The sequence below is a fragment of the Bradyrhizobium sp. SYSU BS000235 genome (genome assembly GCF_049747295.1).
In the GTDB taxonomy this organism is placed as follows: domain Bacteria; phylum Pseudomonadota; class Alphaproteobacteria; order Rhizobiales; family Xanthobacteraceae; genus Afipia.
In genome coordinates this window covers 2,412,050-2,425,184 of sequence record NZ_JBMHJM010000001.1, presented here as the reverse complement: position 1 = coordinate 2,425,184, position 13,135 = coordinate 2,412,050, and the positions used below count along the sequence as shown (strand labels likewise).

12 protein-coding genes and 1 tRNA gene are annotated in these 13,135 nt (G+C 60.4%); 2 read left to right on the top strand and 11 right to left on the bottom strand.

Going from position 1 to position 13,135, the window contains the following annotated elements:
- Positions 1–32: 32 nt before the first annotated feature.
- The 7 genes from ACP0KA_RS11295 to ACP0KA_RS11265 form a co-directional block, all read right to left on the bottom strand.
- On the bottom strand, positions 33–812 hold the full coding sequence (locus tag ACP0KA_RS11295) for an SDR family NAD(P)-dependent oxidoreductase (protein WP_424628877.1): 780 nt from the start codon (positions 810–812) through the stop codon (positions 33–35).
- Positions 813–898: 86 nt separating this feature from the next.
- Entirely contained in the window at positions 899–1,378 is a 480-nt protein-coding gene (locus ACP0KA_RS11290) for a TerB family tellurite resistance protein (protein ID WP_424628876.1), read from the bottom strand.
- Positions 1,379–1,542: 164 nt separating this feature from the next.
- Positions 1,543–2,952, bottom strand: a complete 1,410-nt coding sequence (locus ACP0KA_RS11285; protein WP_424628875.1) for an adenylate/guanylate cyclase domain-containing protein — start codon at positions 2,950–2,952, stop codon at positions 1,543–1,545.
- Between the two features lie 132 nt (positions 2,953–3,084).
- Positions 3,085–4,965, bottom strand: a complete 1,881-nt coding sequence (locus tag ACP0KA_RS11280; RefSeq protein ID WP_424628874.1) for a TRAP transporter large permease — start codon at positions 4,963–4,965, stop codon at positions 3,085–3,087.
- Positions 4,962–5,630 carry a TRAP transporter small permease subunit gene (locus ACP0KA_RS11275; protein WP_424628873.1) on the bottom strand — a complete coding sequence of 223 codons (669 nt, stop codon included), beginning with the start codon at positions 5,628–5,630 and terminating at the stop codon, positions 4,962–4,964. The genes ACP0KA_RS11280 and ACP0KA_RS11275 overlap by 4 nt, the downstream gene beginning before the upstream one ends.
- A 109-nt stretch (positions 5,631–5,739) precedes the next feature.
- Positions 5,740–6,873 (bottom strand): TRAP transporter substrate-binding protein, encoded by a 1,134-nt coding sequence (locus tag ACP0KA_RS11270; RefSeq protein WP_424628872.1) that lies wholly within the window; start codon positions 6,871–6,873, stop codon positions 5,740–5,742.
- 250 nt (positions 6,874–7,123) lie between these two features.
- On the bottom strand, positions 7,124–8,512 hold the full coding sequence (locus ACP0KA_RS11265) for a cytochrome P450 (protein ID WP_424628871.1): 1,389 nt from the start codon (positions 8,510–8,512) through the stop codon (positions 7,124–7,126).
- A gap of 234 nt (positions 8,513–8,746) precedes the next feature.
- Here ACP0KA_RS11265 and ACP0KA_RS11260 point away from each other — a divergent pair, with 234 nt between their 5' ends.
- Entirely contained in the window at positions 8,747–8,962 is a 216-nt protein-coding gene (locus tag ACP0KA_RS11260) for a hypothetical protein (RefSeq protein ID WP_424628870.1), read from the top strand.
- Positions 8,963–9,064: 102 nt separating this feature from the next.
- Here the strand turns inward: ACP0KA_RS11260 and ACP0KA_RS11255 are convergent, their stop codons facing one another.
- Positions 9,065–9,538 carry a YkgB family protein gene (locus ACP0KA_RS11255; protein WP_424628869.1) on the bottom strand — a complete coding sequence of 158 codons (474 nt, stop codon included), beginning with the start codon at positions 9,536–9,538 and terminating at the stop codon, positions 9,065–9,067.
- A gap of 50 nt (positions 9,539–9,588) precedes the next feature.
- Complete coding sequence (locus ACP0KA_RS11250) at positions 9,589–10,125, bottom strand: carboxymuconolactone decarboxylase family protein (protein ID WP_424628868.1); 537 nt, start codon at positions 10,123–10,125, stop codon at positions 9,589–9,591.
- Positions 10,126–10,253: 128 nt separating this feature from the next.
- On the opposite strand from ACP0KA_RS11250, the gene ACP0KA_RS11245 reads away from it, so the two are divergent.
- The gene (locus ACP0KA_RS11245) at positions 10,254–11,192 is read left to right on the top strand and encodes an AraC family transcriptional regulator (RefSeq protein ID WP_424628867.1); all 939 of its coding nucleotides are present in this window, start codon (positions 10,254–10,256) and stop codon (positions 11,190–11,192) included.
- A 33-nt stretch (positions 11,193–11,225) separates the two neighbouring features.
- Here ACP0KA_RS11245 and ACP0KA_RS11240 read toward each other — a convergent pair.
- Both ACP0KA_RS11240 and ACP0KA_RS11235 read right to left on the bottom strand, forming a co-directional pair.
- Positions 11,226–11,301 (bottom strand) — tRNA-Thr (locus tag ACP0KA_RS11240).
- Positions 11,302–11,379: 78 nt separating this feature from the next.
- Complete coding sequence (locus ACP0KA_RS11235) at positions 11,380–13,128, bottom strand: heme biosynthesis protein HemY (protein WP_424628866.1); 1,749 nt, start codon at positions 13,126–13,128, stop codon at positions 11,380–11,382.
- Between the last annotated feature and the right edge of the window lie 7 nt (positions 13,129–13,135).

The following is a 13,135-nucleotide window of genomic DNA, read 5'->3' as shown; positions in this document are numbered from 1 at the left end:
TTGTTGCCGTACTGTCGCAAAGAAGGTCTGCGCTAGCCGCGCTTCCGTTGCACCTTGGACACCGATGCCAGCACCAGGCTCCGTGGCGCAAACCGCAGCAAAAACGGGATCATACGGACGCCGACGCCCGGCAGGATCAGCCGCTTGTTGGCGATCAGGCCGCGGTAACCGGCTCTTGCCACGGCGGCTGCCGAAACATTGAGCACGGCGGAATCAAACCCAGGGCTAAATCCAGCCCGGCCCTGGAACTCCGTCGGAACCGGTCCAGGGCAAAGCGCCGTCACGCGGACCCCTTTGGGGCCGAGTTCGCCGCGCATCGCTTCGGTAAAGGACAGCACATAGGCCTTGGTGGCGTAGTACACCGCCATCCTCGGACCGGGAAGAAACGCCGAAATCGACGCGACGTTGAGGATGCCGCCGCGATGGCGAACCAGGCTTTCGGCAAACCGCAGGGATAGATCGGTCAGGACGCGAACGTTGAGATCCACCATCGCGAGCTGCTGATGACGATCCAGTTCCATCGCTTCGCCGAACAGCCCGAAGCCTGCGTTGTTGACGACCGTCTCGACCTCGACACCCATCTTGGCCAGCGTCGCAGCGATCAAATCGCAGGCGTCCGGCTGATGCAGATCGCACGTGATGACGAAGGGCTTGGGGCCCCCGGCAGCAACGATTTCGTCCGAGAGTTGCCTGAGGCGATCAGAGCGGCGGGCCACCAGGACAATGCGATTGCCATGCATGGCGAAAATCCGCGCCAGTTCTGCGCCGATGCCTGATGAAGCTCCGGTGATTAACGTGACGCGTTCGGTCATGCCTATACTTTGTTATGGTTCGTTTTTGTAATGCGAAACTGAAAAGACAGGAAGCGTCGTGCAAATAAGGCGAAAGCCTGCAGGAATTATGTTGTCTTGTCCGAGGTCAGTTGGCTGTCAGCAACGCTGCGCTTGAGGTTGACGCGATCGCGCGACGAGATGCCGAGCAAATCTGCTGCGCGCCACACGATGTTGTCCTCGAACTCGCTGACATTGCCGTCGGCATAGACCAACTCCCACATCATCTCAATGATGCGCAACCGGCCCACTTCATCGACGGAACGCATGATGACGCTGGTGAAGTGGTAAAGATCAACGGCCTCCCCCTCGACGAGCGTTGCGTCGGCAATCAATTTGTCCGCCGTTCCGGGGTCGAGCGCGAAACGCGTTTCAAGCAAAGTATGAAGCTTTTTCTTTTCGACCTCGGACGGCGGCCCATCAAGCGAGATCACATGAATCAGAAGCGCAGTCGCCGCCAGACGGTAATCACCGTCGCCGAAGCTGCGAGTCTCATGTCCGGAGGGGGAAACGACGTCCGCGATAAAGTGGCGTAATTTGTCCAGCATCAATCTTTGCTATCGGCAACAGGGGGCAGACGCCCTTCGATCTAAGCTACAGAACCTTGATGTTCTATGGCCTGAAAATGAAACTCTGGCAATCTTTGCGGGGTTCCAGCTCCATAGCCCGATCTGGCTATGGCCAAAACCGCTGTGTTTATCGGGCATGGCCGCTACGGGATTTCGTAGATCACGACCTTGTCAGAAATCCCGCGCAATTCCACGCTTTTCTCGACCGGAGAAAGATCGGCCTTGCGCAAAAGCTCCATCACCGCGGGAGATTTTACCACCGGACCGGTCGCATTGATGGCCTGGGCGCTGGCCTGCCCCTGGACCCGCGCGGCAATATTTACCGTCTGGCCAAAGTAATCCTGCCTGTCGTTCAGCATCACCGCAAGACAGGCCCCTTCATGGATTCCGATCTTGACCAGCAGGTCCTGCGTCCCGCGCTCTTCGTTGAGGGCATCCATGGCTTTGCGCATGCGTAAGCCCGCCGCAATGGCCTGTTCGGGCCGCACGAAGGTTGCCATCACAGCGTCGCCGATGGTTTTCACCACGGCGCCGGCTTCTGACGCGATGATTTCCAGCAAGGCGCGAAAATGGGCCCGAACCAGGTCAAATGCCGCGAGATCACCGACCCGCTCGTAGAGCGCGGTGGAGCCCTTGAGATCGGTAAACAGGAACGTTAGCGAGGTAATTTTCAGGCGCTGATCGATGTTGAGATTGTCGGCCTTGTACACGTCGCGGAACGTTTGATTCGCAAGAATCCGCTTCGCCGTGACGATCGGCTTGCGCTTGCCGAGTAGGTCGTGCAGCGCGTGACCCGCAATCCATACCGAAGGCAGCACACGCGCTTTGGTTTGATTTTCCAGCGACAGACGCAACGGACCCGGATGCATGGGAATCGTGCCGGTCGGCGCATGCACGCCGTCGAAGATCATCGACGTCGCCTGCTTTTCACGCGACGCCTCGCCCTTGACGTCGAGGAACAGCGCCGAATGGGTGACGGGTTCGAAGACGATGACGAATTCCGCCGGCAGTTGAAGCGACAGCACTGCTTTTTCGCCGGGCGGCAATTCGATCGCCTCCAGCGTCGCCTCGTCAATGAGGCGGCCAAAAGAATCTTCCGAGATATCGATTCCCGAACTCCAGAAAACCTGCCGCCAGTAGTCCCAACTCGGCAAAGTGTTCGGATCATGGGCCGCGATGCGCCGCACCCGTGGACTGACGGTGAAAGCGACCTCGACCTGATCGTCGACCGAAGGTTCATAACCTGCCGCGCAGAGCCCGCAGTGATAGTCTTCGGGACGAAGTTGCTTCAGCGTGTCATGCGCACCGAGCACGCCGCTGCATCCCGGACACAGCACATTCCATGTCAGGTCGAAGATCCCCAGCCGCGAGGCATGAAGGAAACCCGAAATAACCGGCTCTTCACCGAGACGCGCCTTGGCAGCGAACTCAATCAGGTTGATCCGGTTCAACTCGTGGTCAGCGCCGGTCTTGATCAGATCTTCGATCGCATCGACCACCTTCGGATCGGCGGTCTGCTTCAGGACGGAAAAAAGGGATTGGACGTCGTTCATGGACCGATTTTACGGCAGAACAGATGCGTATCCAAGCAACCCATGCGACCTAACGCGGCCGCGAAAACGGCCGCCTGTCACATTTTCGTATCATCCATCGACGTTCCACCGCCCGGCGAGCGGCGCGGCCTGTCAGTTCCCGTAGAGATATTCCGGCAGCCAGAGCGTCAGCCCCGGCCAGATGTACATCAGCACCATGCAAACGATGACGATCAGCATATAGGGCATCATGCCGCCGAAGATCTGATTGAGCGTGACATGGGATGGCGCCACGCCTTTCAGATAGAAGGCCGACATCGCCACCGGCGGCGACAGGAACGCCGCCTGCAGATTGACGAACACCAGCACGCCCCACAGGATCGGATCGATGCCGAAATGCTTGAGCATCGGCAGGAAGATCGGCACGAAGATCACGATGATCTCGGTCCATTCCAGCGGCCAGCCGAGGACGAAAATGATGGCCTGCGACAGGATCATGAACTGAAGCGGCGTCAAGTTCAGCGACAGCACCCAGCTCTCCAGCAACGCTTGGCCGCCAAGGATGGCGAACACCGCCGAGAACAGGGCGGAGCCGACGAACAGCCAGCACACCATCGATGTCGTCTTCGCGGTGAGGAATACGGCTTCCTTGGTGCGCTTCCAGTTCAATGTGCGCGCCTGGAACGCGAGCAGGAACGCACCCGCGGCACCAACCGCCGCCGATTCCGTCGCGGTCGTGATGCCGAGCAGGATCACCGCAAGCACAACCACGGTCAGGATGCCCAGCGGCATCACCGACGTAATCAACAGCCGGAGGACCTCGAACCGCTCCGCCTCCATGGTCCAATAATAGTAGGCCAACAGCAGCAGCAGGATGGCCGCCGTAAAGGCAAAATAAGTATAGAACTGCGGCGGCGGACCTGCCGCCGCGGGCGCCGCCGTTCCACTGCTCTGCAGACCGGCATTGCCCATTTGTTGCAGGGTCTCTGACGCCCCTTCGTTTTCAGAGCTTGAGGCACCAGACGAGCCGCCACCCAATTCCTCGAGCTTTTCTTCGACAGGCTCCGCGCCGGTCGACTGCCCGGCTCCGCTGCCTAGTTGTTCAACGACAGTCGCGGTGGGCGATGCGATGTCCGGTTGCTGGTGGATCACGACATACCACCACGCCCCCCACAGCGTTCCCACCGTGAGCACCAACGGCACCAGTGCAAAGCCAAGATTCTTGAGCAGCATCGAGTAGCCGACCCGCACACCGTCGGCGGTAATGGTTAGCGCCTTCGATGGTGCGAGGACCGCAGCCAGCAGCGCCGGCAGCATTTTGCGGGAGTAGATCTGCTGAAGCTGACCGATCCACGGCCGCACCGGAACACGCGTCTCCTCTTCGGAAAGCTTTGGTGCAATCTTGGGATTCAGCAGTGCCCAGCCGATGATGTAAATCAGATAGAGCAGCGCCAGGAAGAACCCCGGAAACATCGTCGCGGCATAAAGCTTGACGACCGACTGCCCCGCGACGGCGGCGTAGACGATGATCATGACGGACGGCGGAATCAAAATGCCGAGCGTGCCGCCCGCCGTGATGACGCCCGACGCGAGTTTCACGTCGTAACCGGCCTTCAGCATCGGATTGAAAGCAATCACGCCCATCAACACCACGACCGCGCCGACAAGGCCGCTGGCAATGCCCCAGAATGTGCAGACGATCAGGGTTGCCACAGCGAGCGAGGCCGGCAGGCGGCGGAACGCAAGCTGGATCGAGTAGAACATCTTGTCCACCAGCGCGCCGCGCTCCATCACGTAGCCCATCAGCACGAAGAGCGGGATGGAAATCAGTACGTCGTTGGTCATCGCGCCATAGGTGCGCTGGACCATCAGATCGAAGATCTGGTTGTCACCCCATGCCTCTCCCGAGCGGTGATAGGCAAAGAGGCCGAAAAACATGCCCAAGCCCATCAGCGTGAAGGCCGTGGGGAAGCCCATCATGATCACGACCACGATGAGTCCGAGCATCAGAAGGCCAAGTGCTGGGTCGCTCATCGATTCAATTCCCCGCCCATACCACGCTGCCGAGCGCTTTCTTCAATGTTTTGTGCTTGTTCGATCGCGATCTTGCGCGATGCTTCATCGACGTATTCGCTTTGAGCGAGTTGCTCTTCGACGACGTCGATCTCGGATACGTCTTTCAGGCGATCCGGCCACTCCCCGGTCCTGAGACAAATGACGGCGCGCATGATCTCCGCGAAACCTTGCAGCAGCAGCAAAGCACCCGCCAACGGGATCATAAATTTGAAGTGGTAGACCGGAGGACCATCCGCGGTCACGTTCGAATGCTCATTGATGCGCCAGGAGTCGTAGGCGTAGTCCCAGCCGGCATAAACCAGCGCTGCGATGCCGGGCAGGAAAAATACGATGTAGAGCACGAAGTCCAGCAGGGCCTGGGTGCGCGGGCGCATCGAACTGTAAAGGAAATCGCCGCGGACGTGACCGTTCTGCGCCAGCGTGTAGGCGCCCGCGATCATGAACAGGGTGCCATACAGCATATTGGACGCGTCGAAGATCCACGCGGTCGGCATGTTGATGATGTAGCGCTTGAACACCTCAACACACACGAGAGTCATCAGACCGATGATCAGCCAGGCCGCGACCTTTCCGGTCCACGTGCTGATACCGTCGATGGTGTATAGTAAACGTTGCGCTTTCATATATTTGCGCCCGCCAAAGTATGAGGATCGTCAAAAACTCTTGAAACGATACGAAGCACCACCCGGGATTTTGATCCCGGATGATGCCTCAATCGCGAAAGAGATTCCGTTAGGTCTTCTTCTTGGCGTTTGGTCCGAAATAGTGGTTATAAACCATGCGCCGGTTGACCACTGTATCCTGCTCCCATTGCGTTGCGCGCTTGGCAAACGCCACCTGGGATTCGACGATCTCCTTGAACAACGGATTTTCCGCCGACTTCTTGGCGACGACCTCGTCGTAAACCTCGAGTTGCTTCTGCAGGATCGAGTCAGGCGTCTTGTAGAATTTGACCTTATCCTTGGTCTGCATCGTCTCGTAGTCCTTGGAATAGCGATCGATCGCCTTCCATGCCATGTCCTGACTGGCCGCCTCGGCTGCGTTGGCGATAATCGCCTTCATTTTCTCAGGCAGCGCGTCGTACTTGGTCTTGTTGAACATGATCTCGAACTGCTCGGCATTCTGATGGTAGCTCTGCAACATGCAGACCTTGGACACATCGGGGAAACCGAGAACGCGGTCCGAGGATGCGTTGTTGAATTCCGCAGCATCAAGAAGGCCGCGGTCCATCGCCGAGACGATTTCGCCGCCAGGCAACGCGTTCACTGCGGCGCCCAGACCCGTGAACACGTCGATCGAAATGCCGACAGTGCGGAATTTCGTGCCCTTCAGATCATCCGCCTTGGTGACAGGCTTCTTGAACCAGCCGAGCGGCTGCGTCGGCATCGGTCCATAGGGAAACGACACGACATTCGCGCCGATCGACGCATAGAGTTTTTCCAGCAGCTCCTTGCCGCCACCGTACTTGTGCCAGGCGAGCAGCATGTTGGCGTCCATCCCATAACCGGGACCGGATCCCCACAAGGCCAGCGCGGTCTGCTTGCCGTAGTGGTAGACCAGCACGCCATGGCCGCCATCGAGCGTGCCCTTGGAGACTGCGTCGAGCAGACCGAACGCCGGAACGACCGCGCCCGCCGGCAGCACTTCAATCTTGAGATCGCCGCCGGTCATGTCGTTGACCTTCTTGGCGTAGTCGAGCGCGTATTCGTGGAAGATATCTTTCGCCGGCCAGGTGCTCTGCCAGCGCATGCTGATCGGTCCTTGCGACTGTGCGATCACCGGTGTTGCGACAGTTGCAGCCGCACCCGCCGCGGCCACTTTCAAAAAGCGGCGGCGCGTCGGCTTGTCCTTCTTGGATACAGTCATTGCGTTCTCCCCTGCTTAAAGTCAGCCTTTTGGCTTCTTGTGATTGATCGCAAGACAAGGGCTTGCGCCGGGGATTTGCAACAATGATCGGCGTGATGCGACGCTACGACGCGCCTCACGTTCAACCGTCATCCGACTTTGGGATGAGACGCACAGAGCGTCGCCTTTAGGAATTTAATTCCGCTGCAGCGCAATGTGCATCACAAGGCCAGAGCGAATTCGCGTGAGGAAAACGCGTCGGGCGAAGACGCTAGCGCCGCACAAGCCGAAACATCGGAGCGCGATCAGGCTGCGTGGTGACGACAGCCATCGGCGTGATCGGCGCCTTGTCGAGAAGCTCGACCTTGAATGTCCCGATCAATTTCGCCAGCACCAGCGTGGCTTCGGTGATCGCGAATTGTGCACCAATGCAAACACGCGGACCGACGCCAAACGGTAAATAGGCAAATTTGTCGGGCGGCGGATTGCCCGGCAAAAAACGCGTCGGCTCAAACACGTTCGGGTCACGCCAAAGCTTTTCATGCCGATGCAAAACCCATGGCGCAATCATCAACACATCGCCTGGAGCGACAGAAATGCCGGCGACCACATCCGGGCCGCGGGCGGCCCGTACGATCAGAAACGCAGGCGGATAGAGCCGCAAGGTTTCGTCGATGACGGCGCGCGTAAAAGTCAGCCGGGAAAAATCCGGCACGCCACCCGCAGCCACCACCGGCCCCGCTTCTCGCGCGACCTCCTCCTGTGTCGAAGGATCAAGCGACAGCAGATAAAGCGCCCAGAACAGAGCCACCGCCGTGGTTTCGTGGCCGGCAAGGATCATGGTCGAGACCTGATCGCCCAACTGTGCATCGGTGAATGCTTGATTGGTTTCAGGGTCGCGCGCGGCGACCATCAGATCGAACAGATCGCGTGGGGCATTGCCCTCCACCCCCTTCGCCTTGCGCTCAGTGATGAGCGTGCTCATGAACCGGGTCCATTTGCGCCGGAACAGCGCGCGCGAAATGTCTTTTGGGGTCGGCCAGCCAAGCGGCAGCAGGAGATCGAGGAGGCGTGGTTGCGCGAGACGCGCGCCGTAATCATTGACGAAGCCGCGGAGCGCCGCGCCATGCCGCGCGATCTCGAACGAAAACATCGTACGCCCGGCAACATCAAGCGCGAGATGCTGCATGGCTTCGCGCAAATCAACCGGCGATCCGCACTTGGCATCGAGAGCGGCCAGCGCATCATCGGTCGCAGACACCATATGCGGCACCAGCAGCGAGACCGCCCGCGGCGAGAAGGCCGGTGCCAGCGTCCGGCGCTGGGTCTTCCATGTGCGGCCTTCAGCCAGCAAAAGACCCTCGCCGAGGATCGGCCGCAGGACGCGGAAGCCCGCCGGCGTCCTTGTATAGTTCTCGTAATTGTCGACCAGAACATGCCGGATCGTCTCCGGCGTATTGAGGATGAAGCTGCTGCGGCGGAAGAAGCGCCCGCGGACGATGTCTTCTTCGTAAGCCTCCTTGCTCCAGCTCGCGATGGCGTTTCTGCGGATCAGCGACAGGCGATCGAACGCTGACAAATTTTCCGGCGCCAGCGGCGGCCGCGGCGGAATAAGCCGCTTGCTTTGCATCGACGGATCGAAACTTTCAGCAATGCTCACGCGGCGCCTCGCGGTCGAGAGTTCAGCGAACTGGACCATACAACTGGGGCGGGCCGATGGTCGCCCTGCATCTATCTGGCGTGCCCGGCGACCGTTTTCAATCAATTCGCCGTAGCTCTCCATGATCAATGTCGCAGACGGCGGCAGCAGGACTGGACGAGAAATGCACCACGTTTAAAGATCGATTGTGTCCGTGACGTATTGGTTCGTCTTTGCAAGTACAGGAACGTGCCTATGAAATCGCCAGTCAAAATTGCAGCCGCTTGTGTCGTGCTGGCACTCGGGAGTTGGATGGCCGTGTCGCCGGCGGCGGCTCGCCCGCCGACGGCCACGACATCTCCGGGCTATGACCGTGCGCTGATCGAATCTCGCAAGGCCCTCCAGCCAACAACGCCAGACATGAAAGCCGTGCCACGCAAGCGCTCGAAACACGGTCAGCGACCGCACTGATCAGAAATCCGGCGAATGCCGTTGCGACAAACCATGCCGAAATATGCAGTGGCCGGCGGGATGTTCGATCCCGCCGGCCGCTGCATCAGGCCCATGACCATGTCAGCCGCGTGCGGCCGACACGCGCACGACATCTTGCTTCAACAAGTAGACTGATGCAGCAAGAAGAACGACATCCTTCATCAGGAACGGGACGTTGCCGACCATGGCCGGGAAGCCACCGGCGGATTCAGCCCAGCCATCCGGCATGAAGGGAATGATGGTGACCGTACCGATGAAGGTCGCGATCGATCCCAGCGCACCGAGCACACCAGCCGTCTTGTTCCAGAAGCCGGCGAAGATGAGGGCGCCGAAGGTCCATTCGGCGACACCGAGGAACGTGCTGGCGCCGCGGATTCCGAATACAGGGTACATCCATGAAATCAGCGGACCATTGCTGATATAGGGGATCAGGATCTGTGCTTCGTAGTCGAACCACTTCTGGTAGCCGAAGAACAGGAAGATGGTCACCATTGATGCACGAACGAAGTGGTAGTCGAGGTCACTCTTCAGAAAACCTGTGATGAGAGCGTTCATTGTTCTATTCCTAAAATTTGCGAGGCCGTGACGTCTCCGGCGGCGGTCGCTTAAGCGACCGCGGGGAAGTCGATGGCGGTGTCGTTGATGCGGTTGAAGACGTTGGTGAAGGTCGTCACGGCAATCGCCAGGCTGATGTCGACCAACTGCTGATCGGTGTAGCCGGCGGCCCTGATGGCCGCGAACTCCTTGTCGCTGATGGTGCCGCTCGTCTGCGCCAGGTTGTCGACGAAACGAACCAGCGCATCGCGTTTGGCATCGCCGGTGGGCAGACCGGCCCGGATCTGCTTCAGAACGTCGGGCGCAAGACCCGTCATCTTGCCAAGCAGCGAGTGCGCAGCGACACAGTAATCACAGCCTGCAACTTCGCTCACCAGCAGCTTGATGGTTTCCTGGTCTTGCTTGCTGAGCGAGCTCGCCGCGAGGACGGCGTCAGCCTGCAGGATCGCCTTCAGCGCCGCCGGACCATGAGCGCCAATGGCGACAAACGTGTTCGGCACCTTGCCGACGGCCTTTTTGATCTGGGCATAGACGTCAGCGGTGGCGCCGGTCGCGGATTCAACGGAAGGGGTAGCAATGCGGGTCATGGGTGACACTCCTTTGTGCGAGGGTTTGTTGAAGCAACGGTGTCACCCTACAAAGCCGAATTGAGACTGTTGATATTAGTTTATCTCAATAATATGCTCCATCGTCTCATTTTGCGAAGGATCCTCCGATGGACTGGCTCAGCAACCTGCTCACCATGATGCCCGTCAGCGGCCAGCTCGAACTGCGCTGTCACTATGGCGCGCCGTGGCGGGTGGCCTACGAGGTGTCCGACGCCGGAGAGATGCCATACCACGTGATCGTCGGGGGCTCGGCGGTGCTGGATGATCTGGACGGCGGTCCGCCGCAGCATTTGAGTGCGGGCGATATCCTGCTGCTGCCTCATGGCGGTGCGCACGTCCTGCATGACGGCAGCGGCAAGCGCGCGAACAAGGCCACCGACCGCAACGGCCTCAATTTCATCATCAGCGAGAATGCAGGAACAGGTGCGCGGCTGGATATGCTCTGCGGGCGCTTCATGCTCGCGCCCCCGCACGATCGCCTGCTGCTGAGCTACCTGCCGCCACGCCTGATCGTACGTACGGCAAAATCCAGTGACACAGCGGGACCGGCAGGGACCGGCGCTCAGCTGACAGCCCTGATGGAGCTGATGCGGGCGGAAGCCGCCAGCGAAAGCCTCGGCGGACAGGCCATGCTCAACGCGCTCTCCGCCGCTCTTTTCGCGCTGACATTGCGCTTCTCCAGCGAATCGGGTGAAGCGCCCGCCGGCCTGCTGGCTCTCGCCGGCCAACCTCGCCTCGCTCCCGCGTTGCGCGCGTTGTTTCTCGAACCGGCGCGGCCATGGACGCTTCCGGAATTGGCTGAGCTCTGCAACATGTCCCGCGCCACCATTGCGCGTTATTTTCAGGAACGATTGGGCCGTTCCGCCAGCGACCTGTTGGCCGATATCCGCATGACGCTGGCCGCCAATGAACTGCGGACATCATCGGCCTCGGTGGGCGCCGTGGGAGAAGCGGTCGGCTACCAATCCGAAGCCGCCTTCCAGCGCGCCTTCAAGCAACGCATGGGCGTCACGCCAGCGCGCTGGCGGCGCGGGGCGACTGAATAGAAATGGAAATGAATGGTTGAGGAAGGAAGCCGGTGGTGCCGCAAACAGGACTCGAACCTGTGACCCCGTCATTACGAATGACGTGCTCTACCAACTGAGCTATTGCGGCGAACTCCAGAACCGGTACCCGCACCTGATATCGGCCAGCGCGCTGCTTTGCAAGAACATCAACGCGGGAAACCGCTAATCAACTGACAAGTCGGGATAAAAATCCTCGCCAGCCCCCCTCCTGGGCGCCGCGCGGTTTCATCTCATCGTCAAATTCCTCCCGGCGAATCTCATCCTCCACGCCGGGATCGTCAGGCGCCCGGATGATGGGAATCACCGCCGGAATGGATTGGGAATCCGGCTTTTCCAATTCACGCCGCGGACGGAACACCGGCGGCGGGACCGCGGCAATAGGGGGCGGAGCGGGCGGTGGCAGCGGAACAGAAGCTGCTGGCTCCGGAGGCGGTGAAACTTCGGCAGCATTGTCCTGCGTCGCCGAATTGTCCTGGGTAATCGCCTCAGCGACCGGCGAGGCGTCTTTCGCGTCTGCTTCGTTCGCCTCGTCCACGCCGTCTGTCTCAACGGCTGCGGGAAGCGATGTGATCACTGGTTCGTTCACAACCGTCTTCATGATGTCAGCTTCAATGACCGGCGCCTTGTCCGACGGCAGTGCCGCCACCGGGGTCAGCCATTGAAACGCGTCGAGACGGCCCGTGACCGGCGACACCGGCCGCCAGCGATCCGACACATAGCCGTCAGCGGTCCACACGGGATCATGCGCAGCACGAACCGCGCGCAGCATCCAGCTCCGCGCCTCGCCGCCATCGCCGTGCTCGGCGCGCTCCAGCTCCGCCATCATGATCGCAACACGCTGAGTAGGAGCTGCGACAAACGGCGTGAGCGCCTCGCGGGCCCGGGCGAACTCACCGGCATCAATCGCGGCGCGCGCAATGGCAAGCGCGCCTTCGATATGGCCAGGCGACATCGCCGCCAGCTTCTCGACCCGCGTAAGCCGCTGAACCGCAGAATCGCCAAGACGGATGTGGGCGTAAGCATCCGCCAGATCCGGATGCGGCTGGGCATGCCAGGCGTCTTCGACGATTCGCATCGCCCGGCGTGCCTGCCCCTGCTCGCTCAAAAACTTCGCCGCCAGCACCGCTGCGGGCACCAGGGTCGGCGCGAATTTGATGGCTTCCATCGCGCTCGCGCGCGAGCGATCGCGATCTTTCGTCTCAACATCCAGCGCACGCGCCGTCAACAGCACACCGCGCTGACGCTTGTAGCCTGCCGGATCGATCAATCCGGAAGCCAGATCAGTTTCGAGAATCTTCAGTGCGCCGTCCCAATCGCCGCGGCTGCAACGAAAGCCAAGTACGGCATGGGAGGCCCAGGCGGCCGAGGGCGCAACCTTCAGTGCCTCCTCCGCCAAGGCGACCGCAGAGATCAGATCGTCGCGCCGCTGCGCCTCGATGAAGAGCCCGCGCAACCCCAGCAAGCGTGTGTCCTTGCGCTCGGCGAGAGCGTGAAACGCGCGCTGAGCGCCCTCACGGTCACCGTTCATTTGCGCCGACTGCGCATGCAGCAGCATCGCCAGCGGATCCTCCTGCGCGAGACGCCGCGCGACGTCCGCATGACGGCGCGCAGCGAAGTGATCGCCGGTGCCGATCGCGATCAACCCCTGCGTGATGGCGTGGCGCCCACGCGCGTGACGCCGAGTGTGCCGCATCCGGCGAATCCGCTCCGGCGTGCCAAACACACCGCTCACCATCGACCACAGCAGCATCGCCACGAACACGATGATGAGAAACGCCAAAGCCAGCACCGGCAGCGATGTCTCGACCCGCCAGATGCTCCACGACAGCGTGACATTGCCGGTTTGATCCGCAATGACCGCAGCCCCTAGAGCAACTGCACCAATCAGAAAAAGAAACAGAATGATCCGGATCATCGAATTC

Coding starts and splice junctions, on each gene's coding strand:
- ACP0KA_RS11270 (WP_424628872.1), bottom strand. CDS start 6,873: ATGACTGTATCCAAGAAGGACAAGCCGACGCGCCGCCGCTTTTTGAAA.
- ACP0KA_RS11255 (WP_424628869.1), bottom strand. CDS start 9,538: ATGAACGCTCTCATCACAGGTTTTCTGAAGAGTGACCTCGACTACCAC.
- ACP0KA_RS11290 (WP_424628876.1), bottom strand. CDS start 1,378: ATGCTGGACAAATTACGCCACTTTATCGCGGACGTCGTTTCCCCCTCC.
- ACP0KA_RS11260 (WP_424628870.1), top strand. CDS start 8,747: ATGAAATCGCCAGTCAAAATTGCAGCCGCTTGTGTCGTGCTGGCACTC.
- ACP0KA_RS11285 (WP_424628875.1), bottom strand. CDS start 2,952: ATGAACGACGTCCAATCCCTTTTTTCCGTCCTGAAGCAGACCGCCGAT.
- ACP0KA_RS11295 (WP_424628877.1), bottom strand. CDS start 812: ATGACCGAACGCGTCACGTTAATCACCGGAGCTTCATCAGGCATCGGC.
- ACP0KA_RS11280 (WP_424628874.1), bottom strand. CDS start 4,965: ATGAGCGACCCAGCACTTGGCCTTCTGATGCTCGGACTCATCGTGGTC.
- ACP0KA_RS11245 (WP_424628867.1), top strand. CDS start 10,254: ATGGACTGGCTCAGCAACCTGCTCACCATGATGCCCGTCAGCGGCCAG.
- ACP0KA_RS11275 (WP_424628873.1), bottom strand. CDS start 5,630: ATGAAAGCGCAACGTTTACTATACACCATCGACGGTATCAGCACGTGG.
- ACP0KA_RS11235 (WP_424628866.1), bottom strand. CDS start 13,128: ATGATCCGGATCATTCTGTTTCTTTTTCTGATTGGTGCAGTTGCTCTA.
- ACP0KA_RS11250 (WP_424628868.1), bottom strand. CDS start 10,125: ATGACCCGCATTGCTACCCCTTCCGTTGAATCCGCGACCGGCGCCACC.